23 protein-coding genes are annotated in these 25,959 nt (G+C 64.6%); 14 read left to right on the forward strand and 9 right to left on the reverse strand.

Annotated elements, in window-relative coordinates; genetic code table 11:
- The first annotated feature begins 5 nt into the window (after positions 1-5).
- From tsaE to FJ941_RS15570, 6 genes are all read left to right on the forward strand, one after another.
- The gene (gene tsaE / locus FJ941_RS15545) at positions 6-1,517 is read left to right on the forward strand and encodes a tRNA (adenosine(37)-N6)-threonylcarbamoyltransferase complex ATPase subunit type 1 TsaE (protein WP_140506849.1); all 1,512 of its coding nucleotides are present in this window, start codon (positions 6-8) and stop codon (positions 1,515-1,517) included.
- A complete protein-coding gene (locus FJ941_RS15550; protein ID WP_140506851.1) occupies positions 1,514-2,242 on the forward strand; it encodes a nucleotidyltransferase family protein in 729 nt (242 codons plus the stop codon). Before tsaE ends, FJ941_RS15550 begins: the two co-directional genes overlap by 4 nt.
- Complete coding sequence (gene addB / locus FJ941_RS15555; protein ID WP_140506853.1) at positions 2,239-5,373, forward strand: double-strand break repair protein AddB; 3,135 nt, start codon at positions 2,239-2,241, stop codon at positions 5,371-5,373. Before FJ941_RS15550 ends, addB begins: the two co-directional genes overlap by 4 nt.
- Complete coding sequence (gene addA / locus FJ941_RS15560) at positions 5,370-8,876, forward strand: double-strand break repair helicase AddA (protein WP_140506855.1); 3,507 nt, start codon at positions 5,370-5,372, stop codon at positions 8,874-8,876. The genes addB and addA overlap by 4 nt, the downstream gene beginning before the upstream one ends.
- A 74-nt stretch (positions 8,877-8,950) precedes the next feature.
- Entirely contained in the window at positions 8,951-9,274 is a 324-nt protein-coding gene (gene trxA / locus FJ941_RS15565; protein WP_140506857.1) for a thioredoxin, read from the forward strand.
- 131 nt (positions 9,275-9,405) lie between these two features.
- Complete coding sequence (locus tag FJ941_RS15570) at positions 9,406-9,687, forward strand: cupin domain-containing protein (RefSeq protein ID WP_140506860.1); 282 nt, start codon at positions 9,406-9,408, stop codon at positions 9,685-9,687.
- Between the two features lie 18 nt (positions 9,688-9,705).
- Here FJ941_RS15570 and FJ941_RS15575 read toward each other — a convergent pair whose 3' ends face one another.
- The 5 genes from FJ941_RS15575 to FJ941_RS15595 all read right to left on the reverse strand — a co-directional run bounded on the left by FJ941_RS15575 (position 9,706) and on the right by FJ941_RS15595 (position 14,988).
- Positions 9,706-11,031 carry a folylpolyglutamate synthase/dihydrofolate synthase family protein gene (locus tag FJ941_RS15575; RefSeq protein WP_140506862.1) on the reverse strand — a complete coding sequence of 442 codons (1,326 nt, stop codon included), beginning with the start codon at positions 11,029-11,031 and terminating at the stop codon, positions 9,706-9,708.
- Positions 11,032-11,199: 168 nt separating this feature from the next.
- A complete protein-coding gene (gene accD / locus FJ941_RS15580; protein ID WP_140506864.1) occupies positions 11,200-12,126 on the reverse strand; it encodes an acetyl-CoA carboxylase, carboxyltransferase subunit beta in 927 nt (308 codons plus the stop codon).
- Between the two features lie 48 nt (positions 12,127-12,174).
- Positions 12,175-13,014, reverse strand: coding sequence for a tryptophan synthase subunit alpha (trpA, locus tag FJ941_RS15585; protein WP_140506866.1), 840 nt, complete (start codon positions 13,012-13,014; stop codon positions 12,175-12,177).
- Between the two features lie 2 nt (positions 13,015-13,016).
- Positions 13,017-14,237: a tryptophan synthase subunit beta gene (gene trpB / locus FJ941_RS15590; protein WP_140506868.1), complete on the reverse strand. Its 1,221-nt coding sequence runs from the start codon at positions 14,235-14,237 to the stop codon at positions 13,017-13,019.
- 91 nt (positions 14,238-14,328) lie between these two features.
- Positions 14,329-14,988: a phosphoribosylanthranilate isomerase gene (locus FJ941_RS15595; RefSeq protein ID WP_140506870.1), complete on the reverse strand. Its 660-nt coding sequence runs from the start codon at positions 14,986-14,988 to the stop codon at positions 14,329-14,331.
- Positions 14,989-15,100: 112 nt separating this feature from the next.
- On the opposite strand from FJ941_RS15595, the gene FJ941_RS15600 reads away from it, so the two are divergent.
- A complete protein-coding gene (locus tag FJ941_RS15600; RefSeq protein ID WP_140506871.1) occupies positions 15,101-15,319 on the forward strand; it encodes a hypothetical protein in 219 nt (72 codons plus the stop codon).
- Between the two features lie 74 nt (positions 15,320-15,393).
- Here FJ941_RS15600 and FJ941_RS15605 read toward each other — a convergent pair whose 3' ends face one another.
- The 4 genes from FJ941_RS15605 to FJ941_RS15620 form a co-directional block, all read right to left on the reverse strand.
- Positions 15,394-16,152 carry a M48 family metallopeptidase gene (locus tag FJ941_RS15605; RefSeq protein WP_027143872.1) on the reverse strand — a complete coding sequence of 253 codons (759 nt, stop codon included), beginning with the start codon at positions 16,150-16,152 and terminating at the stop codon, positions 15,394-15,396.
- A 99-nt stretch (positions 16,153-16,251) separates the two neighbouring features.
- Entirely contained in the window at positions 16,252-16,734 is a 483-nt protein-coding gene (locus tag FJ941_RS15610; protein ID WP_027143871.1) for a DUF2852 domain-containing protein, read from the reverse strand.
- A gap of 75 nt (positions 16,735-16,809) precedes the next feature.
- A complete protein-coding gene (locus tag FJ941_RS15615; protein ID WP_140506894.1) occupies positions 16,810-17,994 on the reverse strand; it encodes a benzoate/H(+) symporter BenE family transporter in 1,185 nt (394 codons plus the stop codon).
- A 2-nt stretch (positions 17,995-17,996) separates the two neighbouring features.
- Complete coding sequence (locus FJ941_RS15620) at positions 17,997-18,770, reverse strand: alpha/beta hydrolase (RefSeq protein ID WP_140506873.1); 774 nt, start codon at positions 18,768-18,770, stop codon at positions 17,997-17,999.
- A 217-nt stretch (positions 18,771-18,987) separates the two neighbouring features.
- On the opposite strand from FJ941_RS15620, the gene infC reads away from it, so the two are divergent.
- The 7 genes from infC to FJ941_RS15655 all read left to right on the forward strand — a co-directional run bounded on the left by infC (position 18,988) and on the right by FJ941_RS15655 (position 25,725).
- Positions 18,988-19,524, forward strand: coding sequence for a translation initiation factor IF-3 (gene infC, locus FJ941_RS15625; RefSeq protein WP_010912915.1), 537 nt, complete (start codon positions 18,988-18,990; stop codon positions 19,522-19,524).
- A gap of 239 nt (positions 19,525-19,763) precedes the next feature.
- A complete protein-coding gene (locus FJ941_RS15630) occupies positions 19,764-20,390 on the forward strand; it encodes an isoprenylcysteine carboxylmethyltransferase family protein (protein WP_140506875.1) in 627 nt (208 codons plus the stop codon).
- Positions 20,391-20,573: 183 nt separating this feature from the next.
- Positions 20,574-20,777 carry a 50S ribosomal protein L35 gene (rpmI, locus tag FJ941_RS15635; protein WP_006201248.1) on the forward strand — a complete coding sequence of 68 codons (204 nt, stop codon included), beginning with the start codon at positions 20,574-20,576 and terminating at the stop codon, positions 20,775-20,777.
- 92 nt (positions 20,778-20,869) lie between these two features.
- Complete coding sequence (gene rplT / locus FJ941_RS15640) at positions 20,870-21,271, forward strand: 50S ribosomal protein L20 (protein ID WP_140506877.1); 402 nt, start codon at positions 20,870-20,872, stop codon at positions 21,269-21,271.
- Between the two features lie 300 nt (positions 21,272-21,571).
- Positions 21,572-22,624, forward strand: coding sequence for a phenylalanine--tRNA ligase subunit alpha (gene pheS / locus FJ941_RS15645; RefSeq protein WP_246672882.1), 1,053 nt, complete (start codon positions 21,572-21,574; stop codon positions 22,622-22,624).
- Positions 22,625-22,667: 43 nt separating this feature from the next.
- Complete coding sequence (pheT, locus tag FJ941_RS15650; RefSeq protein WP_140506881.1) at positions 22,668-25,076, forward strand: phenylalanine--tRNA ligase subunit beta; 2,409 nt, start codon at positions 22,668-22,670, stop codon at positions 25,074-25,076.
- A 46-nt stretch (positions 25,077-25,122) separates the two neighbouring features.
- Positions 25,123-25,725, forward strand: a complete 603-nt coding sequence (locus tag FJ941_RS15655; protein WP_140506883.1) for a nucleotidyltransferase family protein — start codon at positions 25,123-25,125, stop codon at positions 25,723-25,725.
- The last annotated feature ends 234 nt before the right edge of the window (positions 25,726-25,959 follow it).

A 25,959-nucleotide genomic window follows, 5' to 3' on the forward strand; every position in this document is an offset into this window, starting at 1 on the left:
GCTCGATGACGGAACCGGTGCTGGAGCGTTTGCTCGCCGACGAGACCCAGACAGCGCGGCTGGGCGAGGATCTTTCGCTGGCTCTGCGCGTGGGCGACGTGCTGGCGCTCAAGGGCGATCTCGGCGCCGGCAAGTCGACGCTGGCAAGAGCGCTCATCCGGACGCTGGCCGACGATGCCGGTCTCGAAGTGCCGAGCCCGACCTTCACCCTGGTGCAGAGCTACGACACGCGCATCCCGGTCCATCATTTCGACCTCTATCGCCTGTCGTCGGCGGCCGAGTTGGACGAACTGGGCTTCGAGGAAGCGCTGGCGCAAGGTGCAGCCCTCATCGAATGGCCGGAACGGGCTGACGGCTATCTACCCAGGACGACGGTGCTGATCGAACTCGTCCAGCATGGCGAGGGCCGGCTGGCCCGACTGTCGGGGCAAGGCGCGACCTTCGACCGTGTCGCGCGCTCGCTGGCCATGCGCGGTTTTCTGGAGAGCGCCGGATGGGGGCAAGCGCGGCGCCGGCATTTCATCGGCGACGCCTCGGCCCGCTCCTACGAGATCGTCTCGCTTGCCGGCGAGGCGCCGCGCGTGCTGATGAACTCGCCGCGGCTGGTGCTCGGCCCTCCCGTGCGCGACGGCAAACCCTATGCGGTGATCGCCCACACCGCGCAGTCGGTGTCCGCCTTCGTCGCCATCGACCGTGCGCTGCTAGCCGCCGGGGTCGCGGTGCCCAGGATCGACGCGCAGGATCTCGACCAGGGTTTCCTGCTGCTCGAGCATCTGGGCTCGGAAGGCTTCCTCGCCGACAATGGCGAGCCGGTCGCCGAACGTTACGAGGCGGCAGCCGAACTGCTCGCCATGATGCATGGCAAGGCCTGGCCTCACCGGATGGAGGCCGCTCCCGGCGTCGTTCATGACGTCCCGCCCTTCGATCGCGACGCCATGCTGATCGAGGCGGACTTGCTGATCGACTGGTACCTGCCGGCGATATCGGGCGGCCCGGCGGGCGACGCGCTGCGTTCCGGCTACCACAGGACATGGGACGCGCTTCTCGACCGGCTGCAAGGCAGCGAATACACGCTGATGCTGCGCGACTTCCACTCGCCCAACATCATCTGGCGCGGCGAACGGTCCGGCCTCGACCGGCTCGGCATCGTCGACGTCCAGGACGCGCTGATCGGGCCCGCCGCCTATGACGTCGCCTCGCTTGCCATGGACGCCCGCGTCACCATGGCACCCGAGATCGAGAAGCGGACGCTCGATGCCTATCTCGCGGCGCGTCATGCAGCGGGCGACTTCGATGAAGCAGGCTTCCTCGAAGCCTATGCAATCATGGCCGCGCAGCGCAATTCCAAGATTCTGGGCATTTTCGTGCGTCTCGAAAAACGCGACGGCAAACCTTATTATCTCAAGCACCTGCCGCGCATCCGCGACTATCTGAGGCGCGCGCTGTCGCATCCCGCGCTCGCCGACCTGCGGGATTTCTACAGCGCGCACGGGCTGCTGGAGGAACGAGCGCTGTGACAAGAAGACCGAAGACCGCCATCGTTCTTGCCGCCGGGCTCGGCAAGCGCATGCGGCCGATCACCGACACCATCCCCAAGCCGCTGGTCCAGATCGCCGGCAAGACGCTGCTCGACTGGGGCCTCGACAGCCTGGCCGCGGCCGGCGTCGGCAAGGCGGTGGTCAATGTCCATTATCTTCCCGAACAGATCGTCGCCCATGTCGCCGATCGCCGCTCGCCGCGCATCGTCATTTCCGATGAGAGCGACCGGCTGCTCGATTCCGCCGGCGGCATCGTCAAGGCGCTGCCGGAGCTCGGCCGGGAGCCGTTCTACATCCTCAATGCCGATACATTCTGGATCGACCACGGCCCGCTCAATCTCGGGCGGCTTGCCCTTGCATGGAACGGCGCGAAAATGGATATTCTGCTGATGCTGGCGGATCTCCACCGGGCGACAGGACACTGTGGCAGCACCGATTTCCTGGTGGCGCCGGATGGTGCCCTGCGGCGTTCAAAAGGCGATCCTGCCGGCTTGATCTATGCCGGCGCCGCGATCATCCACCCGCGCCTGTTCAAGGACGCACCAGCCGAACCGCATTCGATCAATGCCTATTTCGACAAGGCGATTGCCGGCGGCCGCCTGTTCGGCATGCCGATGCATGGCCACTGGATAACCGTCGGCACGCCCGATGCCATTCCGCTCGCCGAAGACGCGGTGGCCGGTGCACTCATCGGGTCACAATGAGCGGCTCAAGCCGCGTTTTCTCCATTCCCTCCGGAGCGCCGTTTCTGCCGACGCTGGCCGAGGCGCTGCTTGACGGCCGTCTTGTCCCCGGGTTTCGTTTCGAAGGCGACCCGCTCGCCCTGGCCGATGTCACCATCTATGTGCCGACGCGCCGCGCCGCACGTGCCTTGCGCGGCGTCTTCGTCGACAGCCTGAAGGCGCGTGGTGGCGGCGGTTCGGCGATCCTGCCGGTGATCCGACCGCTGGGCGAATTCGATGAGGATGAGGCCGCGTTCGATGCCGAGCCAACCGCGGCAATCGATCTCGCGCCACCCATCGCCGCCACCGAGCGGCTGTTACTGCTGACGCCGCTGGTGCGGGCGTGGAAACGCCGGCTGCCCGCCCATGCCGCGGCCCTCTTCGCCGAGGAGATCGTCGTCCCGTCCTCCACCGCCGACGCGATCTGGCTGGCGCGCGATCTGGCCGGGCTGATGGACGAGATCGAGACGGAAGGCACCGACTGGGCCAAACTCGCCGGCCTGGTGAGCGGGAACCTTGCCGGATGGTGGCAGGTGACGCTCGAATTCCTCGGCATCGTCACCGATGCCTGGCCGAGATTCCTCGAAGAGAACGACCGCTCCAACCCGGCCGCGCATCGCAGCGCCCTGATCCGTGCCGAAGCGGCGCGGCTGCGGCGCAATCCGCCCGCCGGGCCGGTCATAGCCGCGGGGTCCACCGGCTCCATCCCCGCCACGGCGGAGCTGCTTGCGACCATTGCTGGCCTCTCCGGCGGCGCCATCGTACTGCCCGGGCTCGACCGGATGCTGGACGAAGCCTCCTTCCAGGCGCTCGTCGCACCCGGCGCGCGTCCAGCCGTGCTTGGCCATCCGCAATACGGCCTGGCGAAGCTGATCGGCAAGATCGGCGTGCTACGCGGCGATGTCGAGGAGATCGGTGCGGCCGAGCCGAAGCTTGGGCTCCGCGCGGCCCTTGTCGGCGAGGCGCTGCGGCCGGCCGAGACCACCGAATTGTGGGCCGAGACGCGAAACGGGTTTTCGGCGTCCGATATTGCCGGCGCCTTCGCCGACGTGACGCTGCTCGAAGCGGCCAGCGAGCGCGATGAGGCAGTCGCCATCGCCGTCGCGCTCAAGCGTGCGGTCGAAGAACCGGGCCGGAGAGCGGCGCTCGTCACCGGTGACCGCGCGCTGGCACGCCGCGTCAGCGTGGAGCTCAAGCGCTTCGGTGTCGTTGCCGACGATTCCGGCGGCACGCCGCTTTCCAACACCCCGGCAGCCAGCCTCCTCAGGCTGGCGCTCGAAGCGGTGTTCCGGCCGGGCGATCCGGTCGGCCTGTTGTCGCTGCTCAAGCATCCACTACTCGGCCTTGGTCTGGAGAGGTCCGATGTGCGCCGCGCGGCGGAACTGGTAGAGCTGGTGGCGCTGCGCGGCGGCACCGGCCGCCCCGACATCGCTTCGCTGCCGGACCTTTTCGAGGCCCGCCTCACCGGGCTCGGCGGTGATAGCCGACCGCCCTTCTGGTTTGCCCGCCTGACCGTGCGCTCCATCGAAGGCGCGCGGAATTTGCTTGGGCGTCTCAAGCAAGCGCTGGCGCCGCTTTCGGTCTTTCGCGGCCAGGAGGAAGCTGACCTTGCCGCGCTGGTCGAAGCCAGCGTCGTTGCCCTGGAGAATCTCGGCCGTTCCGCTGATGGCAGCCTTGGCGAGCTTTACGCCGGCGACGCCGGCGGAAAGCTCGCCGAACTGCTGCGCGGGCTGGTCGCGGCTTCGGCATCGCTGTCGTTCGCGGCGAGCGAATGGCCCGATGGGATGGAGGCGCTGATCGCGCCCGAGACCGTCAAGCCGGCGCAAGGCACCGACAGGAACATCGCCATCTGGGGAGCACTCGAGGCGCGGCTGCAGGATGTCGGTACGCTGGTCATCGGCGGGCTCAACGAAGGAGTCTGGCCGCGCAAGCCGGAGAGCGACCGCTTCATGTCGCGGCTGATGAAGACCGGCATCGATCTCGAGCCGCCGGAGCGGCGCATCGGTCTTGCCGCGCATGATTTCCAGATGGCCATGAGCGCGAGACACGTGGTGCTGGCGCGCTCGGCGCGTGCCGGCGACGCACCCGCGGTGCCTTCGCGGTGGTTGCAGCGGCTGGTTACCTTCATCGGCAACGACCAGGCGGCAGCACTGCGCCGGCGCGGCGATGAGCTGCTTGCCTGGGCGCGCGCGCTCGACACCGGGCCGAAGCGGGATTTCGCGCCACGGCCACAGCCGAAACCGCCGCTTTCGATGCGTCCAACGCATTTCTCCGTCACCGAGATCGAGACGCTGCGCCGCGACCCCTACGCCGTCTATGCCCGAAGGGTCCTCGGCCTGATGCCGCTCGATCCGCTCATCCGCGATCCAGGTGCGGCCGAGCGCGGCACGCTTTTTCACGCCATCCTGCATCTCTTCTCGTCCGAGGTGGCGGACCCGCGCGCGCCGGACGCGCTGGCCGGGCTCATCGCCGCCGGCCGCGCCTGTTTCGCCGAGGCAGCGCTTCCAGCCGATGTCGAGGCGGTGTGGTGGCCGCGTTTCGAAAAGCTCGCCGCCAACATCATCGAATGGGAGCGCACGCGCGCCGACGCGGTGGTCCAGCGGCATGCCGAGGAGCGCGCCGGCAAGACCGGCGTCGGACAGTCCGGCGTGACGCTGTCCGGCTATGCCGACCGAGTCGATCTGCTGGCCGGTGGCATGGCCGACATTCTGGACTACAAGACCGGCTCCTCGCCGTCCAAGGCGCAGGCGCATACGCTACTGGCGCCTCAGCTGGCGCTGGAAGGCGCGCTGCTCAGGCGTGGCGCGTTCAAGGATCTGGGCACGCGCGAGCCGTCGCAACTGGCCTTCATCAGGCTGAAGCCGAATGGCGAGGTGTTCGAGGAATCCATACTCGAACACAACCGCCAGCCACGCACCGCGGCCGATCTCGCCGAGGAAGCCTGGGCGCGGCTGGAGAAACTGCTGATCCACTATGCCAACCCGGCGGCCGGCTATCTGTCGCGCGCGCTGCCGTTTCGCGAAGGCGAAACCGATGGCGACTACGACCATCTCGCCCGCGTGCTCGAATGGTCCGCCGGCGGAGACGCCGGGGATGAGGGAGGGGAGGCATGAAGAAAGCCTATCCGATCCCGAGCGATACCGCTTCGAGCCAGGCCCGCGCCGCCGATCCCGGCAATTCCGCCTGGGTGTCGGCCAATGCGGGATCGGGCAAGACCCATGTGCTTGCCCAGCGTGTCATCCGGCTGCTGCTCAACGGCACCGACCCGTCGAAGATACTGTGCCTGACCTATACGCGCGCCGCGGCCGCCAACATGTCGAACCGGGTTTTTTCGACGCTGTCGGAGTGGACGACGCTCAGTGACGCCGACCTGGCGTCCAAAGTCGAGGCGTTGGAGGGACGCCGGCCCGATCGCGACACCATGCGCAGAGCCCGCCGCCTGTTCGCCGAGGCCCTGGAGACGCCTGGCGGGCTGAAAATCCAGACGATCCACGCTTTCTGCGAATCCGTGCTGCATCAGTTCCCGCTGGAAGCCAACATTCCCGCCCATTTCGAAATGCTCGACAGCCAGATGGAGGCCTCGCTTTTTGCCGCCGCGCGCCGCGAGATGATCTCCGCCGCCGGCGACAGGAATTTGGCCGAGGCCTTCGCCACTGTGCTGGAGCGTGGGGGCGAGGCCGGTCTCGACGCGTTGCTCGGCGAAATCGTGCGCAAGCGCGACGGGTTGCGCCATTTCCTCGATGCTGTCGGGCGTGACGGCTTCCAGCCCTTGTTCGATGAATTCCATTTCCAGCCCGGCCAGGCCGCCGAAGGCATAGCGGCATCGATATGGCCGCTGCCCGGCTTCCTGCCGGACTATTTTGCCGGCTTTGCCCAGGCCGCCGAAGCCACCGACGCCAGATCGGCGCTGAACAACATCCTGCCTTATGCGCGCCTAGGCTTCGCCGAGAGCGACCCCGTTCGCCGGCTGCAGTTGCTGGCAAGAGCCTTCCTCAAGACCGATGGCGATCCCTACGACCCGGCAAAGGCCTTCAAGAAGGCGCTGACCGACCGGCTGCCAGATCTCGCCGGGCGCTATCTCTCGGCGGCCAGCGCCATCATGGAGACCGTCGACCGGCTGGCGCTGTTCAGGATGCTGGAAGGCACACGCGCGGCGCTGACCATCGCCGATTGGTTGATCGCGCGCTACGAAGTGTTGAAACGCAGCCGCGGCTTTCTCGACTTCAACGACCTGATCACCCGTACGGTAAACCTCTTGGCGCGGCCCGATGCCGGCCCTTGGGTGCAGTACAAGCTCGACCAGGGCATCGACCACATACTGCTCGACGAAGCGCAGGACACCAGCCCGGATCAATGGGAGGTGGTGAAGCGGCTGGCGGAAGAATTCTTCGCCGGCTTTGGCGCCCGCGAACGGGTCCACCGCACGATCTTCGCCGTCGGCGACGAGAAGCAGTCGATCTACTCCTTCCAGGGCGCGGCACCGGATTCTTTCGCCGACAGCCGGTTGTTGTTCGCCCGACGGGTGCGCGACGCCGAGGCGTCCTTCGCCGACCTTAAGCTGACCTGGTCGTTCCGCTCCACGGACGATGTGCTGGCCGCCGTCGACCGCGTCTTTGCCGATCCCATCGTGCGGCGCGGCATCAGCCACGACCCCGATCCGCTGAACCATAAGGCGATCCGCAGCGATGCGCCGGGCTATGTCGAGGTCTGGCCATCGATCGGCGCCGAGGCCGTCGACGAGCCCGACGACTGGGCGCAAGCCATCGACCATGCCCATGCACCGGCGGTGCGCGTCGCCGAGAATGTCGCGGCCACCATCGCCGGCTGGATCGGCAAGGGCGAAATCATCGAGGGCCGTGGCAAGCGGCTGCGGCCGGGCGACGTGCTCGTGCTGGTGCGCAAGCGCGACAGCTTCGTCCACGCGTTGACACGAGCGCTCAAGCGGCGCGACATTCCGGTTGCCGGCGCCGACCGGCTGAGCCTGCCCGGACATATCGCGGTCAAGGACCTGATCGCGCTCGGCCATCTGCTGATCCAGCCGCAGGACGACCTGTCGCTGGCCGCCGTCCTGCGCAGCCCGGTCTTCGACCTGCCGGAGGAGACGCTGTTCACGCTCGCCGCACAGAGGCCGCCCGGCGTGTCGCTGGCGGCATCGCTGCGCCAGCATGCCGGCGAAAGCGAAGCGCTAGCGGCGATCGTTGCGCAGCTCGACGCCTGGGCTGACGAGGCCGCCTTCAAGCCGGTGTTCGAGTTCTATGCCGCCCTGCTGGCGCGCGATGGCGTGCGCCGCAAGATGATCGCGCGGCTCGGGCCGGAAGCCGGCGATATTCTCGACGAATTCCTGAGCTTCTGCCTTGCCGAGGAGCGGACCGGCCTGCCCGGGCTGGAAGCCTTCCTGTCGACGCTGGAAAACGCCGGCCCCGAGATCAAACGCGAGATGGACCAGACCCGTGACGAGGTCAGGGTGATGACCGTGCACGCGGCCAAGGGCCTGGAGGCGCCGGTTGTGTTCCTGGTCGACGGCGGTTCCGCCCCGTTCAGCGACCAGCATTTGCCGCGCCTGATGCCTTTCGACGGCTCGGGTCGACATTGGGACGGCAAGGGCTACCTCTGGCGTTCGGCGAGCGACGTCGCCAACGGCTTTTCGAAAACGGCCGCCGCTCGCGCCCGTGAACTCGCCGACGACGAGTACCGCCGGCTGCTCTATGTCGGCATGACGCGCGCCGAGGACCGGTTGATCGTCTGCGGCTATCACAGCAAGCGGGCGCCGAACAGCGGCACCTGGCATTCGATCGTCAGCCGAGCGCTGAGCGGCGCGCCCGAAAGCGAACAGCGTCCGCATCCTGCCGGTGGCGAGCCTGTCTACCGTTTTCACGTCACCAAACTGCCGCCGGTTACGCCAAGCCCGGGCGAGCAGGCGCGGCAGGTCGATGCGTTCGGTCCGTTGCCGGCGACTTTGTTCCGGCCCTTGCCGCCTTTCGAGGACCTGCCGCGTCCATTGTCGCCGTCGGGCGCCTCGGCGCTGATCGAGGAAGGCAAGGAAGCGGTGGTCGACAAGGCCTCGCCGGTGCTGGACGCCGATGCCGAGCCGGGTTTTGCCGTGCTGCGCGGGCTCGCCCTGCACAAACTGCTGCAGATGTTGCCCGGCATTGCCGAGAGCGACCGCCAAGGTGCGGCAGAGCGTTACCTCTCGCGAACGGGTGCGGCGTGGCCGCAAGCCGAGCGCCAAAAGGCTCTGGCCTCGGTCGTGGCCATCCTTGCCGAGCCCGGCCTCGGTCAACTGTTCGCGCCGTCGTCACGTGCCGAGGTCGCGATCATGGGCAGCCTTGAGGTCAAGGGCAAAATCCGCTCCATCTCCGGGAAGATCGATCGGTTGGCGGTGACAGCGGATACAATTTCGATCGTCGACTACAAGACCAACAGGCCCGCACCCGCTTCCCTGGCCGAAGTCCCGCCGGCCTACCTGCTCCAACTCGCGCTGTATCGCGCCCTGTTGCAGCCGCTTTATCCCGGGCGGGAGATCAAGGCGGCCCTGCTGTTCACCGAAGCGCCAAGGCTGATCGAACTGCCGGCTCGGGCCATGGACGACGCCCTTGCCCGACTCACGGGAGCGTGACACAAGAACTGCTTGAAGAAGGATGCGACAACCACCACATTTGGTGCGGCAAAAAATTTCGAAAGGATCTCCGCATGACCACCGTCAAGGTCGACAAGAACAATTTCCAGGCCGATGTGCTCAATGCCCAGGTACCGGTCGTGGTTGATTTCTGGGCGGAGTGGTGCGGCCCCTGCAAGATGATCGCACCGGCGCTTGATGACATCGCCGCTGAACTCGGCGCCAAGGTCAAGATCGCCAAGCTGAACATCGACGAGAATCCCGAGCTTGCCGCCCAGTTTGGCGTGCGCTCGATCCCGACGCTGATGATCTTCAAGGGCGGCGAAGTGGCCGACATCAAGGTAGGCGCCGCGCCCAAGACCGCGCTGTCGCACTGGGTCAATGGCAATCTCGCCTGATACCATCTGAATTCGATGCATTGAGCCCGGCCAGCGCGCCGGGCTTTTTGTTGGCGTCATCGGTGCGCCGCTCTGGCCCTCACATCGGGGCTCTCCATGTCTTCTGTTGGCAGCAGAAGCAGGAGAGAGAAATGACCGGATCCGCCAAGGCCACAGTCTTCATCGACAATGAGCGCGTCATCGTCACCGAATACCGCTTTCAGCCGGGCGACAACACCGGCTGGCATCGCCATGGCCACGACTATGTCGTGGTGCCGCTGATGGACGGCAAGCTGAAGCTGGTGACCAAGGACGGTGAAACCTTCGCCGAGATGAAGAAAGGTTCCCCCTATTTCCGCAAGGAGGGCGTCGAACACGACGTCATCAGCGCCAATGAGGGCGAGTACGCTTTTATCGAGATCGAGCTGAAGTAAACCGCGCTGAGGCGAACCTCAGGTAGGCGGCGTGCCGTTTTCGGCCAGGACCGCGCCGGCCAGGTAAAGCGACCCCCCGATCAGGATGCGCGGCGTCGGGCCGTCCCAGGTATCGCGCAGCAGCATCAGGGCGCTGGCGACGGAGTTTACCGGTTCGGCCGTCAGCCCGGCTTCCGTGGCGCGGATGGCCAGTTCGTCGTTTGGCACGCCGGCGTCGCTCTGGCTCACTGGCACCGTGTAGACATGCTTGACTAGGCCCTTGAAGGCGCGGAAATAGCCGCTCTGGTCCTTGGTGTTGATCATGCCCGAGATGAGGAACAGTGGGCGCGGGTTCTTTTCCTCCTGCTCGGCCAGCGCTTCGGCGACGACCACGCCGGCGCCCGGATTATGGCCGCCGTCGAGCCAGATGTCGGCGCCCTTCGGTGCCAGTTCCGCCAGCTTGCCCTGCACCAGCTTCTGCATACGGCCCGGCCAGGCGACGTTGGTCATCGCCTTCTCGGCGGCGCGGTGGCTGATCTCGAAACCGGCGGCCTTGACCGCGGCGATCGCCGCCGCCGCATTCGCAAATTGGTGGCGACCGGGCAGACGCGGTGATGGCAGGTCCATCAGGCCATCATCGTCCTGGTAGACCATGCGGCCGTTTTCCTCGAAAGCGAGAAAATCCTGGCCATAGACCAGGGTCGGACATTCCAGCCGCTCTGCGGTGTCGATCAGCGTCTGCAGCGCGGTCTCGCTTTCCTGCGCGCCGATGACCACCGGGCAGCCGCGTTTCATGATGCCGGCCTTTTCGGCGGCGATCAACTCGACACGGTCGCCGAGATAGGCCTCATGGTCCATCGAGACCGGCATGATCACCGACACGGCCGGCCGCGCGATGACATTGGTGGCATCGAAGCGGCCGCCAAGACCGACCTCGATGATGGCGGCATCGGCCGGATGTTCCGAAAACAGGACGAAGGTGACGGCGCTGAGTATCTCGAAGACGGTAATCTTCTGGCCGCCGTTGGCCTTTGCGACGCGGGCAATGGCCTCGGCGAAGATGTCATCGTCGACCAGCCTGCCGCCGCCCTCGGCCGCAAGCCTGTAGCGCTCGTGCCAGTTGACCAGATGCGGCGAGGTGTGGACGTGGACGAGCCGGCCGGAAGCTTCCAGCAGCGCCCGCGAGAAGGCTGCGCAGGAACCCTTGCCGTTGGTGCCGGCGATGTGGATGACCGGCGGCAGCAGGTCCTGCGGGTTGCCCAGCCGCTCCAGAAGCCGCGTGATGCGGTCGAGCGAAAGGTCAAAGCCTTTCGGGTGAAGCGCCATCAGGGCTTCGATTTCGCGGTCGGCGGCAAGCGTCGTCATGGCACAATCCCGGCGCATGGCCCGAGAGCCAGAATCGCTCCCGCAATGACCACGGCTATCAAAAGGCTACAGCGCGCCACGGATGCTGCGCAATCGCTGTCCGCGGCGGCCAATGTCGCGTCAGGCCAGTCTCACGTCAGGCCGGTGTCGCGGCCGGCCATTGTAGCGTCAAGCTTGCGGCCGGGCTTCGGCGGCAAGCACGGCCGGCGGCATGATTTCCGGTTCCAGTGGCTTTTGCTCCTCGGGCATCTTGAGCAGCATTTTCAAAAGCCGCGCGATCGTCTGGCGCATTTCCAGCCTGGACACCACCATGTCTACCATGCCGTGCTCCATCAGATATTCGGAGCGTTGAAAGCCGTCCGGCAATTTCTCGCGGATGGTCTGCTCGATGACGCGCGGACCGGCAAAACCGATCAACGCTCCTGGCTCGGCGATGTGCACATCGCCCAGCATGGCGTAGGAGGCGGTGACGCCGCCGGTGGTCGGGTTGGTCAGCACGACAATGTAGGGAAGGCCGGCTTCCTTCAGCCGGTCGACACCGACCGTGGTGCGCGGCAGCTGCATCAGCGACAGGATACCTTCCTGCATGCGGGCGCCACCGGAAGCGGCGAATAGGATCAGCGGTCGCTTGCGCTGCAAGGCGACCTCGAAGCCATGCACGATGGCGTCACCCGCCGCCATGCCGAGCGAGCCGCCCATGAAAGCGAAATCCTGCGCCGTCACCACGACTGGCAGGCCCTCGACGGTCCCCAGCGCATTGATGATGGCATCTTCCAGGCCAGTCTTGGCCTTGGCGTCCTTCAGCCGGTCGACATAGCGTTTCTCGTCGCGGAACTTCAGGGGATCCTGCATGACCTTGGGATTGTCCAGGGTCTCGTACTTGCCGTCATCAAAGAAGAATTTCAGCCGCTCCTTGGCCGAGATCTTCATGTGATGGCCGGAGGACGGGATGACGAACTGGTTGGATTCCAGGTCCTTGTGGAACACCATCTCGCCGGTCTCGGGATCCTTGATCCAGAGATTCTCGGGCATGTCGGTACGCCGGCCGAGCATCGAGTTGATCTTCGGGCGAACGTAATTGGTGATCCAGTTCATCGCTTCGGCTCCTGTCCTGACGAAGAGTTGGGAAGAGAAGTAGGAAAACTATTCGGCAGCAGCAAGGCGGGCCGAGCGCACGCCTTGCGCAAGGCCGCTGACTAGCGTGGCGACCGCCTCGGCCGGATCAGCGGTCTTTTCGCCCTTCGGCCCCAGCACATCGGCAACCGCATTGACGATCGCCGTGCCGACGACCACGCCGTCGGCGTTGGCGCCGATGACGCGCGCCTGTTCGGCGGTCTTGACACCGAAACCGACGCAGACCGGCAGATTGGTGTGACCCTTGATACGCTGGACCGCCGTGGCGACCTTGCCTGTGTCGGCAAGCGCCGAGCCGGTGATGCCGGTCATCGACACGTAGTAGACGAAGCCGGACGTGTTCTGCAGCACCTTGGGCAGGCGCTTGTCGTCAGTGGTCGGCGTCGCCAGCCGAATGAAGTTGATGCCGGCCTTCAACGCCGGGATGCAGAGTTCCTCATCCATCTCCGGCGGCAGGTCGACGACGATCAGCCCGTCAATGCCGCTGGCAATCGCATCCTTCAGGAAGCGGTCGACGCCGTAGATGTAGATCGGGTTGTAGTAGCCCATCAGCACGATCGGTGTTTCATCGTCGCCGGCGCGGAAGTCCGACGCCATCTTCAGCGTCTTGACCAGCGTCTGGCCGCCTTTAAGCGCCCTGAGGCCGGCGGCCTGAATCGCCGGGCCGTCAGCCATCGGATCGGAAAACGGCATGCCGAGCTCGATGACGTCTGAACCGGCGCCCGGCAGGGCCTTCATGATCGACAGCGAGGTTGCATAGTCGGGGTCGCCACCCATGAAATAGGTGACGAGCGCCGGACGGCCTTCGTTCCTGAGCTTCGCCATGCGGCGGTCGATGCGGGTTGCCATGATCAGATCTCCATGCCCAACATCGAGGCCACCGTGTGCACGTCCTTGTCGCCACGGCCGGACAGGTTGACGATGACGATCTGGTCCTTGTCCATGGCGGGTACGATCTTGACGGCATGAGCGATGGCGTGCGCCGATTCCAGCGCCGGGATGATGCCTTCGACGCGCGTCGTCAGCCTGAAGGCTTCCAGCGCCTCGTCGTCGAGAATAGGCACATACTCGACACGGCCCGAGTCGCGCAGCCAGGAATGCTCCGGACCGACGCCGGGATAATCGAGGCCGGCCGAAATCGAATGGCCGTCCATGATCTGGCCGTCGGCGTTCTGCAGGAGATAGGTGCGGTTGCCGTGCAGCACACCGGGAGAACCGGCATTCATCGAAGCGCAATGCTCGATGCCGTCGAGGCCGCGCCCGCCCGCTTCGATGCCGATGATGCGAACGTCCTTGTCATCGAGGAAGGGATGGAACATGCCGATGGCGTTGGAACCGCCACCGACAGCGGCGATGATGGTGTCGGGCAGCCGTCCCTCCTGTTCGAGGATCTGCGCGCGGGCTTCCGTACCGATCACCGACTGGAAGTCGCGCACCAGCTCCGGATAGGGGTGCGGACCAGCGGCGGTGCCGATCAGGTAATAGGTGTCCTCGACATTGGTCACCCAGTCACGAAGGGCTTCGTTCATGGCGTCCTTCAGTGTGCCGTGGCCCGCGGTCACCGGCCGCACTTCGGCGCCGAGCAGCTTCATGCGGAAGACATTGGGGCTTTGCCGGGCAACGTCGGTCGCGCCCATATAGACGACGCAGGGAAAGCCGAAGCGGGCGGCGACGGTCGCGGAGGCCACGCCATGCTGGCCGGCGCCCGTCTCGGCGATGATACGCTTCTTGCCCATGCGCTTGGCCAGCAGGATCTGGCCGAGGCAATTGTTGATCTTGTGCGAGCCGGTGTGGTTCAGGTCCTCGCGCTTGAAATAGACTTTCGCGCCGCCAAGATGCTTCGTCAGGCCTTCGGCGAAATAGAGCTTCGAGGGCCGCCCGGCATAGTGGGTCGACAGGTCGGTCAACTCAGCCCTGAAATCCGGATCGTTCTTGACCTCGTTCCAGTTCTTCTCCAGGTCGAGGATCAGCGGCATCAGCGTTTCGGCGACGAAGCGACCGCCGAAAATGCCGAACATGCCCTGTTCGTCGGGTCCGGTGCGGAAGGAATTGGGTGTCGCCGGCTTGTTCATCGCCGATCTCCTAGATCTGTACTTTGAGCATGTCCCTGTCGGAAAATCGGTTCCCACTTTTCCGGGACATGCTCAGGGTTCGAAATTTTGTTCAGGCGGCGCGGTCGTCCCGCGCGGCCCTGACGGCCCGGAAAAATTGTTCGATCAGCGCCGGATCCTTGACGCCCGGCACACTTTCCACGCCCGACGAAATGTCTATTGCGGGTGGGTTGGCAAGCCGAAGGGCATCGCCGATGTTGGCGGCGTTGAGCCCACCGGAAAGCATGTAATCGATCCCGGCGTCAAGGCCGGCGAGGATGCGCCAGTCGAAAGCGACGCCGTTGCCGCCCGGCAGCTCGGAGCCCTTCGGCGGCTTGGCATCGAACAGGAAGCGGTCGGCAACGCCGATGAACGACCTTATCCGGTCGAGATCGGCAGCCTCGCTGAGCGGCAACGCCTTCATCACCGGCAGCCCATGGCGGGCTTTCAGTTCGGTCACCCGCTCGGGGGTTTCGGAGCCGTGCAGTTGCAGCATGTCGGGCTGCATCTTCTCCACGATTTCATCGAGGACGGCGTCGCTGGCATCGACCGTGACGGCAACCGCCAAGGCCTTGCCGCGCGCCGCTTCGCGCAGACGGCCGGCTTCGGCCGGCTCGACGTAACGCGGGCTTTTCGGAAAGAAAATGAAGCCGACATGGCTGGCGCCGCCGGCCAGGGCCGCGGCCATTGCCTGGTCGGTTTTCAAACCGCAGATCTTGATGTCGAGCGCCATGGCGCGGGAATTGGCACGAAAAGGGCCAAGAGTCGAGAAAAAGCATGCTGTTTGCCGGCAAGGTGAAAGGCGCTACCTATTGATGGACAGCATGCAAGGCGGGAGCACAGCCATGGCCGACCAGACCGTTGCCGAACTGAAGCAGAAGATCGCGCAGGCGCGCGAGGTCATCGCGCATCTGATGGACAAGGCCGCGTTCAACGGCGCCGAAGCGCATCGGGCGCTGGATTATTTCGGCGGCGACGCCTTCGACCGGAACTTTCTGCCCTGGCCGCATCATGGCGAAGAGGGGCTGCGGCCGGAGGAGTTGAATGCGGCGAATGACGACTAGCGGCCTTCCCTGGGGCGTCCATACATGACGAAGTGGCGAAGCCTTCGCCTGACTCCAGGTGACTCCGCCGCACCCTACTCAAACACGATCGCCTGCAGGGCGCCGCCATTGCGCTTCAGCCAGTCCTTGCAGCGCTCGGTGTCGGGGCAGAGCTTTTCGCACAATTTCCAGAATTTCGGCCCGTGGTTCATCTCCTTGAGATGCGCCACCTCATGCGCAACGAGGTAGTTGATGACCGGCTGCGGCGCCATCATGATGCGCCAGGAGAAGGAGAGATTGCCTTCGGAGGTGCAGGAGCCCCAGCGGCTGGAGGTGTCCTTATAGCGGATCGCCTTGGCGCGCTTGCCGAGCGCCTCGGTGTGCCTGACGACCAGCTTCTCGATCTCCTTCTTGGCCTCGCGCTTCAAGAAATCGGCGATGCGGCGCGGCAGATGGATGCGCTCGCCATGCACGATCAGCAGCGGACCGCGCTCGTCGCGCGATATGGTTACGGTGCCGCGCTTTGACGGCTCGTGGACGATGCGGTGCGGCACGCCGCGCACCGGGATCTTGATGCCCGGCCGCACCTGCGGCCGCGTCGGCACCTTGGCCAGCCGCTGCTCCAGCCAGTCCTGGTGGCGGTCGAGGAACCTGTCCACCTCGCCGCGGCGCAGGCCCGGCGGCACGGTGATGCGCAGACCCTGACCGCCGGAATCGATGCGCAGCGTCAGGCGTTTTGCCCTGGCGCTCTCGACGATCTTGAGCGGCAGGGTGCGGCCGGCGACACAGTATTCCCGCTCCACGGCAGGCGTGGGTTTGGGCTTCGTCAGATTGCGGAAGAACCCGATGGTCATGGCGGGACGATACGCGATTCGAGGAAAACGAATAGAACAAAAAAGAAACGGCGCCGCTCGCGCGACGCCGTCATTACACCTTGGCCCTGTCGCCTGGCCTCAGTCGTCGAGCAGGTTCGAGCCTTTGCCACGCTTGGTGGGGGTCGTTCCGGTGCCCGGATCGGTCTTGGTCGGCGCGGTCGACTTGTTGCGGTTGGCCATGAACCGGTCGAACTCGTCCTGATCCTTGGCGCGGCGCAACTCGCGGGCATACTCGTCGAACTGCGTCAGCATCTCGTCGAGCTTGCGGCGCTCTTCGTTCAGGCGCTCAAGCTCCTTTTCGCGCCAGTCGTCGAAAGCGACGTTGCCGGTGCGGGCGGAGCCGTTGCCCCAGCGTGCGGCCTTGTCGGAACCACGGCGGCAACCGGCGAAGATGCCGTCGGTTGCGCGATTGACGTCACGCTTGAAGCCCTCAAGCCGGTCGCCCCAGATGATGTAGGCGAGCATGGCGAAGCCGAGCGGCCAGAACACCATGAAGCCGATCACCATCAACGCGATGGTCGCCGGCGTCCAGGCCGGGCGGATCAATGCAGATGTGTTCATTTTCTCCCATTCCTTCGGTTGGAGACAGCCAGAACCGGCTGCGTGGAATCGAAATGGGAAGGCGAAAACGGCGATTCAAGACAATGTCGGCCAAAACCGGACAAGCTTCTGAAATGATTGCCGCTTTTTGAGCATATCGAGGAAAAGCATGGCCAAACCGGCGATCAGGCCCCAAAATGCCGCACCGACGCCGAACAGCGTCAGCCCGGAGGCGGTGACGACGAAGGTGACGGTGGCTGCCATCCGGTCATCCTCATCCCTAAGCGCGATCGCCAGCGCGTTGGCGAGCGAGGCCATCAGCGCGAGACCCGCCACAAGCACGATCAGGCTCTGCGGCAGGACGGCGAAGATCGCCACCAGCGAAGCGCCGAAAATCGCGAAGATCAGATAGGCGAGCGCATAGAACGGGCCGGTCTTCCAGCGTTCGGCCGGATCGGGATGGACGTCCGGCCCGGTGCATATCGCCGCCGAGATCGCCGCCAGATTGGTGGTTGCGGCCCCGAAAGGCGCCGACAAGAGCGAAAATAGGCCGGTGACACCGATCAGCGGGCCTGGCTCGGGGTGGTAGCCGGCGGCGCGCAGCACAGCGAGGCCGGAAAGGTTCTGCGAGGCCATGGTGACGAGATAGAGCGGCAGCGCCAGGCCGATAATGGCCTTGGCGGTGAAATGGGGAGCAATGAACGTCAGTGTCGACAGTTCGGGCGCGGGCAAGCCACCGACACGGCCGGTAAGGAAGGCGGCAAGGCCACCGCCAACCAGCACCGCCAGTACCGATAGCGCCGGATTGAACAGCCGGATGACAAAGAATGCGGCGATCAGCGGCAGGATGAGCCAAGGGTCCGCTGGAATGGCTTTCATGGCATTGATGGCGAAGGTGACGACGATGCCGGCCAGCATGCCGGAAGCGACCGAAGCCGGTATTCTCGATATCAGCCGGGTCAGCGGCCCAAACAGGCCGGTGGTGACCAGCAGGACGCCGGTGATGATATAGGCGCCGACGGCCTCGCCCATCGAAAAGCCACTCGAGGCGGCGACCAGTGCCAGGCCCGGAGTCGACCAGGCGGTGATGACAGGCATTTTCGTGCGCCATGACAGCCACAGGCACTCGACCGTCATGGCCAGACAGATCGCCGTCACACCGCTTGCCGTCTCGACCTGCGTCGCGCCGACCGCCTTGGCGGCGGCGATGACGATGGCCAGCGTGCCGCCAAAGCCGACGATGGCCGCGACGAAGGCGGAGACCGGGATGGAAAGGCGCATGGTCATTTACCTCTGCCTCGTCCGGCCATGTCACCGACGGCCCGCACCAGCATGTCGAGATCTTGCGGCCGCGACAGGCGATGGTCGCCGTCGGGAATCAGCGACAGCGTGATATCGTCGGCCGGCAGCAGGCTGACCAGCCTCAAGGCGTGGCTCGACGGCACGTCCGCATCGGCCAGCCCCTGCAAGATGTGAACCGGGCAATGCGTGTCGATAGGCCCGGTCATCACCCGGTTATGGCGGCCATCCTCGATCAGGGCGCTCGTGTAGATGTAGGGTTCCGCGGAATAGTCCGACGGCTCCGCGAAGTAGCCCTTTTTGGCGAGGTCGCGCTTCTGCGCCTTGGTCAGCACGGGTTCGACCAACTCACTGGTAAAATCCGGCGCCGGTGCCAGCAGCACCATGCCGACCACGCTTGCGTCGCCCGCCTTGCGCAATTCCTGCACCATGCGCAGCGCGATCCAGGCACCCATGGACGAGCCGACCAGGACCTGATCGCCCCTGGCGAAATTCCGGAAAACCGCAAGGCTTTGCGCAAGCCATGTCGAAATCGTGCCGTCAGCAAAAGCGCCGCCGGATTCGCCATGGCCCGAATAGTCGTGCCGCAGGAAGGCGCGGCCTTCTCGTGCCGCCCAGTCCGACAGCGTCTCGGCTTTCGTGCCCAACATGTCCGACTTGTAGCCGCCGAGCCAGACGATGCCGGGCGTCGAGCCCGCCGAATGGCGCACGGCGATATCGGATCCATCAACATCCAGAAAGATCGGAGCGGCGGTCATGGCTGTGGGGCGGTCCTGGTTTTTTTCACGCCTGCTTTTGGCACGGCCGGAGGCAAGGCGGAAAGTGCTCGCGATGTTTCTTTGCTTGGCACAGGCTCGTGATCAGGTGATTTCTTGAGAACGCTGTGCTATTGACTTGCGCCGCGCGCTTCCCACATTGGCGCGTCCACACAGATCTGTACGAACCCCGAACGAAACGGCCAAGGAGACCACGACCATTCGCAGACCTTTCAAAGCAGCGGCGCCGACCAAGGATGGGCCGCGCTCCAACCGTGATATCCGGGTTCCCCGGGTCCAGCTTATCGACGCCGAAGGCCAGAACCGCGGCGATGTTTCCATCAACGACGCATTGCTGCTCGCCGAAGAGGCCGGGCTCGATCTGGTTGAAATATCGCCCAACGCGGTGCCGCCCGTTGTAAAAATCCTCGATCTCGGCAAATTGAAATACGCCAACCAGAAGAAGGCGGCCGAGGCGCGCAAGAACCAGAAGGTCATCGAGATCAAGGAGATCAAGATGCGCCCGAACATCGACAGCCATGACTACGAGACCAAGATGAAGGCGGTCCGCCGCTTCTTCGAGGAAGGCGACAAGGTCAAGCTGACGCTGCGCTTCCGCGGCCGCGAGATGGCGCATATGGAACTCGGCATGCAGCTTCTGAACAAGGTGCGCGAGGAGGTGGCGACCATCGCCAAGGTGGAAGCCGAGCCGAAGCTCGAAGGCCGCCAGATGATGATGGTGCTGGCGCCGCGCTAAGCAGGCTCCGCTCGCTTCGCAACGCGTCGTCTGCATAGCTTCCATGGTTGTCGCGGGTTCTCACCGCAAACCGTGGACGCTTTTGCAGAACCCGCTTGGATCACGATGACGTCAGGTCTAGTCATCGCGCTAAAATCCGCCTGAATCGTGCTACAGGGCGTCCCGACGACCGGCGGGACGCCTATTCCTGGCTAGAGCTGCGATCGCCGGCTAAGCTCCTCGACGATCGGAACCCAAACTTGGACACAGAATACAAACACGGGCTGGGCAACTACCAGCAGATGCGCCGGCTGGTGCTTGCCGTGCTCGTCGCGGTGCTGTTTCTGGCACTGCTGTTCGGCCAATCGACGTTCCCGCCGGACACGCCGGTGCACGAATCGATCGAGATGTTCGGCGTGCTGTTGATTTTCCTCGGCATCGTCGGGCGCCTCTGGGCGACGCTCTATATAGGCGGGCGCAAATCCTCCGAAGTGGTCACTGGCGGGCCCTATTCGATCACCCGCAACCCGCTCTACGTGTTCTCGACCGTGGCCGCCGCCGGCGTCGGCGCGCAGATCGGTTCGTTCTCCGGCATCATCCTTTTCGCGGTTCTGTGCGCCGGCGCCTTCCATATCGTCATCCTGCGCGAGGAGAAATTCCTCAAGGAAGCGCTCGGCGCACCGTATGCCGACTATCTGGCGCGCGTGCCGCGCTTCTTCCCCAAGCTTTCGCTCTACCAGGAAGGCGACACCGGCAGCTTCAAGCCGCGCCTGCTGTTGACTACGCTGCTCGACGGACTGGTGTTCCTGATCGCGCTGCCGGCTTTCGAACTGATCGATGGCGCGCAGTTGTCGGGCATGCTGCCGGTGTGGTTCAGGCTGCCCTGACCGGGGACAGTGCGTCGCACGGCCTGAGGTGTTGCGCCCGCGCCATCTTTGATCTATAGCACCGCCGTTCCAAGAAAACCGCCCGGCAGGGCATGCCGTGGCGGTTTCATTTGCTTTTCGGGCTTTGGTCGGCCTGAAGCGAACAAGAAGCGCGATCGTGCGCCAACATTACGGAGTAGCAAAATGCCCAAGATGAAGACCAAATCGGCCGCCAAGAAGCGGTTCAAGATCACAGGTACGGGTAAAGTCCTGTCGGCTGCGGCCGGCAAGCGTCACGGCATGATCAAGCGTTCCAACAAGTTCATTCGAAATGCCCGCGGCACGATGGTTCTGGCTGAACCGGATGGCAAGAAGGTCATCAAGAATTTTCTTCCGAACGGCCTCTAAGGCATTCGGTCCGGACACGCATTTGTTTTACGCAATTCCGAACGGAAAACCGCAAGCACTTTTCCTGGAATTGCTTTTAAGGAGATCATGACATGGCACGCGTAAAAAGAGGCGTCACCTCGCACGCCAAGCACAAGAAGGTCCTGAAAGCCGCGAAAGGCTTCTACGGCCGCCGCAAGAACACCATCCGCATCGCCAAGCAGGCGGTGGAAAAGTCGCTGCAGTACGCTTATCGCGACCGCAAGAACCGCAAGCGCTCGTTCCGCGCGCTGTGGATCCAGCGCATCAACGCCGCGACCCACGAGCACGGCCTGACCTATGGCCGCTTCATCGACGGTTTGAACAAGGCCGGCATCGAGATCGATCGCAAGATCCTGTCCGACATGGCCATCCGCGAGCCGCAGGCTTTCGCCGCCCTGGTCGCGAAGGCCAAGGTCGCGCTCGAATATCTGAAGAACACCACGCCGAATGCTTTTGAGAGCGCTGTCGCCTAGAGCATGATGCCAAAAAGTTTCTGACTTTTTGGACAACATCATGCTCCAGGGAAATTAGCGGGGAGCGCGATCTTTTCCGAAAAGTCTGCAACTTTTCGGGATCGGGCTCCGAGCCCAGCGCTTCCCAAGCACTTTCGACACTTGATTTGGGGAACCCGCGCTGGCACGGCTGGCGCGGGTTTTTCTTATGCCTGAACTTTCACTCCAAACGTGACTTTCACGTCTAGAGCGATTTCCAACGCAGCGAGTTTGATCGTGAACGACGCAACCATTGGCCTTGATGCACTCGAAAATTCCCTGATGGCTGACATCGCCTCGGCCGCCGACGAGGCGTCGATCGAGGCCGTGCGTGTCTCGGCGCTCGGCAAGAAGGGTTCGGTCTCCGAAATGCTGAAGACGCTTGGCGCGATGAGCGCCGAGGAACGGCAGGTGAAGGGCCCGGCGATCAACGGCCTGAAGAACCGCGTCACCGATGCGCTTGCTTTGCGCAAGGCGGAATTGAAAGACGTGGCGATCGCCGCACGGCTTGCCGCCGAAAAGGTCGACGTGACGCTGCCGGTGCGGCAGTCGCCGGCCGAGCGCGGCCGCATCCATCCGATCAGCCAGGTCATCGACGAGATCGCGGCGATCTTCGGCGATCTCGGCTTTGCCATTGCCGAAGGGCCTGACATCGAGACCGACTACTATAATTTCACCGCGCTGAATTTCCCGGAAGGCCATCCGGCGCGCGAGATGCACGACACCTTCTTCTTCCAGCCGGACGAGAAGGGCGAGCGCAAGCTGTTGCGCACCCACACCTCGCCGGTGCAGATCCGTACCATGGAGAAGCAGAAGCCGCCGATCCGCATCGTCATTCCCGGCAAGACCTACCGCCAGGATTCCGACGCCACCCATTCGCCTATGTTTCATCAGGTCGAGGGGCTGGTGATCGACAGGTCGGCCAACGTCGCCAACATGAAGTGGGTGCTGGAAGAGTTCTGCAAGGCCTTCTTCGAAGTGCCGCAGGTCAAGATGCGCTTCCGGCCGTCCTTCTTCCCGTTCACCGAGCCGAGCCTCGAGGTCGACATCCAGTGCGACCGCTCGCGGCCAGGCGAAGTGCGCTTCGGCGAAGGCTCCGACTGGATGGAGATCCTCGGCTGCGGCATGGTCCACCCCAACGTGCTCAGGGCCGGCGGGCTCGATCCCGACGAGTACCAGGGCTTTGCCTGGGGCATGGGCATCGACCGCATCGCCATGCTGAAATACGGCATGCCAGATCTGCGCGCCTTCTTCGACGCCGATGTGCGCTGGCTATCGCATTACGGCTTCCGGCCGCTCGACATGCCGACGCTGTTCGGAGGCCTGAGCGCGTGACGGTCCTGAAGCCTCCTGCTGCCAGCTATTACGGAACAATCCAATGAAATTCACCCTCTCCTGGCTCAAGGATCACCTTGAAACCGACGCCACGCTGGCCGAGATCGTCGAGCGGCTGACCTCGATCGGCCTCGAGGTCGAGCATGTCGACGACAAGGCGGGCCTGAAGCCCTTCGTCATCGCCAAGGTGCTGACGGCGGTGCAGCATCCCGATGCCGACCGGCTGCGGGTGCTGACCGTCGATACCGGCGACGGCAAGCCGCCGGTGCAAGTGGTGTGCGGCGCGCCGAATGCCCGCACCGGCCTGATCGGCGCCTTCGCCGCGCCCGGCACCTATGTGCCCGGCATCGACGTGACGCTGACGGTCGGCAAGATCAGGGGCGTCGAAAGCCACGGCATGATGTGCTCCGAGCGCGAGCTGGAACTGTCCGACGAGCACGATGGCATTATCGACCTGCCAGAGGATGCGCCGGTCGGCACCGGCTTTGCCGCTTACGCGCATCTCGACGATCCGGTCATCGAGATCAATTTGACTCCGAACCGGCCCGATGCCACCAGCGTCTACGGCATCGCCAGGGATCTCGCGGCGAGCGGACTTGGCCGCCTCGTCGGCGGTGCGATCATGCCGCATGTCGGCAGCGGCATGTGCCCGGTGAAGGTGACGATCGAGGCACCGGAGCTTTGTCCCGGATTCGCGCTCAGGCTGGTCAGGGGCGTCAAGAACGGCCCCTCGCCGAAATGGCTGCAGCAGCGGCTGATCGCCATTGGGCTCAGACCGATCAGCGCGCTGGTCGACATCACCAATTACGTCACCTTCGACCGCGGCCGGCCGCTGCACGTCTTCGATGCCGCCAAGGTCGCCGGCAATCTCGTCGTGCGCCGCGCCAAGGATGGCGAAACGGTGCAGGCGCTCGACGGGCGCGAATACACGCTGACGCCGGAGATGTGCGTGATCGCGGACGACAATGGCGTCGAATCCATTGCCGGCATCATGGGTGGCGAACACTCCGGCTGTGACGAGAACACGACGGACGTGCTGATCGAATCCGCTCTTTGGGACCCGATCACCACGGCCCGCACCGGCCGCACACTCGGTATCATCACCGACGCGCGCTACCGTTTCGAGCGCGGTGTCGATCCCGAATTCATGGTGCCGGGTATCGAGTTGGCGACGAAGCTGGTGATCGACTTCTGCGGCGGCACCCCGACCGAGACCGAGGTGGCCGGCTATGCCGGACATCAGCCGAAGATCGTTTCTCTTCCCTTGTCGGAAGTGAAGCGGCTGACCGGCATCGAGGTGCCGAAGGCGGAGAGCCTCGACATCCTGTCGCGTCTCGGCTTCCACGCGCAGGGATTGGGCTACGTCGTCGACGTGACCGTGCCCTCCTGGCGTCCCGATGTCGACGGCAAAGCCGACCTGGTCGAGGAGGTCATGCGCATCCATGGCGTCGACAATATCGCGCCGCAGCCGCTCGGCGCGCATGACGTGGTCAACGGCAAGATCCTCACGACGCTGCAGATCCGCACCCGTGCCGCCAAGCGCTCGCTTGCCGTGCGCGGCATGATGGAGGCTGTTACCTGGTCGTTCATTCCCGCCAGGCACGCCGAGTTGTTCGGCGGCGGCCAGACGGCGCTGAAGCTTGCCAACCCGATCGCAGCCGACATGTCCGACATGCGGCCCTCGCTCCTGCCGGGGCTGATTTCGGCCGCACAGCGCAACGCCGACAAGGGCATCGGCGACGTTGCCTTGTTCGAAGTGTCGGGCACCTATGAAGGCGATGGCGCCGACCAGCAGCGACGCGTCGCCGCCGGCGTGCGACGCGGCACGGCCAAGCTCGACGGCTCAGGCCGCAACTGGGCCGGCAATTCCGGCCCAGTCGGCGTGTTCGACGCAAAGGCCGATGCCATCGCCGCGCTCGAAGCCTGCGGCGCGCCGGTCGACCGGCTGCAGATCGAGGCCGGCGGACCGGCCTGGTACCATCCCGGCCGTTCCGGCACGATCAAGCTCGGTCCAAAGACCGTGCTCGGCACGTTCGGCGAGTTCCATCCGAAGACGCTGGAAGGGCTCGATGCCTCCGGGCCGCTCTGCGGCTTCGAGGTGTTCGTCGACGCCGTGCCCGAGCCGAAGGCCAAGCCGACCAAGACCAAGCCCAGGCTGGACTTGTCTGCCTTCCAGGCGGTGAAGCGCGACTTCGCCTTCGTCGTCGACAAAGCGGTCGAGGCCGGCACGCTGGTGCGCGCCGCACTTGCCGCCGACAAGAAGCTGATCACGGCTGTCTCGGTCTTCGACATCTTCGAAGGCGCGTCACTCGGCGAGGGCAAGAAGTCGATCGCCATCGAAGTGTCGATCCAGCCGGTCGAAAAGACGCTGACAGACGAGGATTTCGAGGCGCTGGCCAGGCGCATCGTCGACAATGTCGGCAAGCAGACGGGCGGCGTGCTCAGGGCATAGAGAATTCAGGATTGCGGGCAGGTGGCGAATCGCCCTCAAAAGGGCGATGGACCATCTCGCGTATTCCGGGCTTCCTTTTGAGCCACAGCGTGCGGCGTTTCTCGACATCGTCGCGGCTGATCCGCTGCTGTGTGAAACGCTGGCGCGAGTGCGCGACCTTGCCTTGCCGGATTGGCTGGTGGTTTCCGGCGCGCTCTACAACAGCGTCTGGAACCATCTGACCGGCAAGCCGTCGGGCTACGGCATCAGGGATATCGACCTTTTCTATTTCGATGACTCCGACCTGTCCTATGACGCCGAGGACGCCGTCATCCGCAGGGCGGCGGCACATTTCGAGGGACTGCCGCTGCCGGTCGAAGTGCGCAACCAGGCCCGCGTGCATCTTTGGTATCCGCAGAAGTTCGGGCAACCCTGCCCGCGCTATGCGAGTGCCAGTGAATCCGTCAGCTATTTCGCCTCGAAGACGCATGCGGTCGGTGTGCGCTACGGCGGCGATGGGCAATTGGAACTCGTGGCGCCATTCGGGCTCGACGATCTCTTCTCGTTTCGCATCACACCGAACCGAGTGATGGATAACCGGCGGACGCATGAGACGAAGGGCAAGCGGGCAAAGGAGAACTGGCCGGAGATTTCGGTTGTGCCGTGGTGAGTGGCGGAAATTTTGAATGTCGGCGGGACAGCGCCCCCCCGCTGCCCTGCCGGGCATCTCCCCCTCAAGGGAGGAGACCAGCCGCTTGGCGGTCTTAGCCTTCTTTCGACGCCGGCGATTGGCGAAAGCCGAGGTAATATCCAATCTCCCCCCTTGAGGGCCCGTTGCGCAATATTGCGGGAGGCTTGTTGTGAGGATTGAGGGCGGCCATTTTCGTTGCTTTGGAGGCTTTTC

Origin of the sequence: Mesorhizobium sp. B2-3-13 (assembly GCF_006442195.1) — a bacterium.
Classification (GTDB): Bacteria; Pseudomonadota; Alphaproteobacteria; order Rhizobiales; family Rhizobiaceae; genus Mesorhizobium; species Mesorhizobium salmacidum.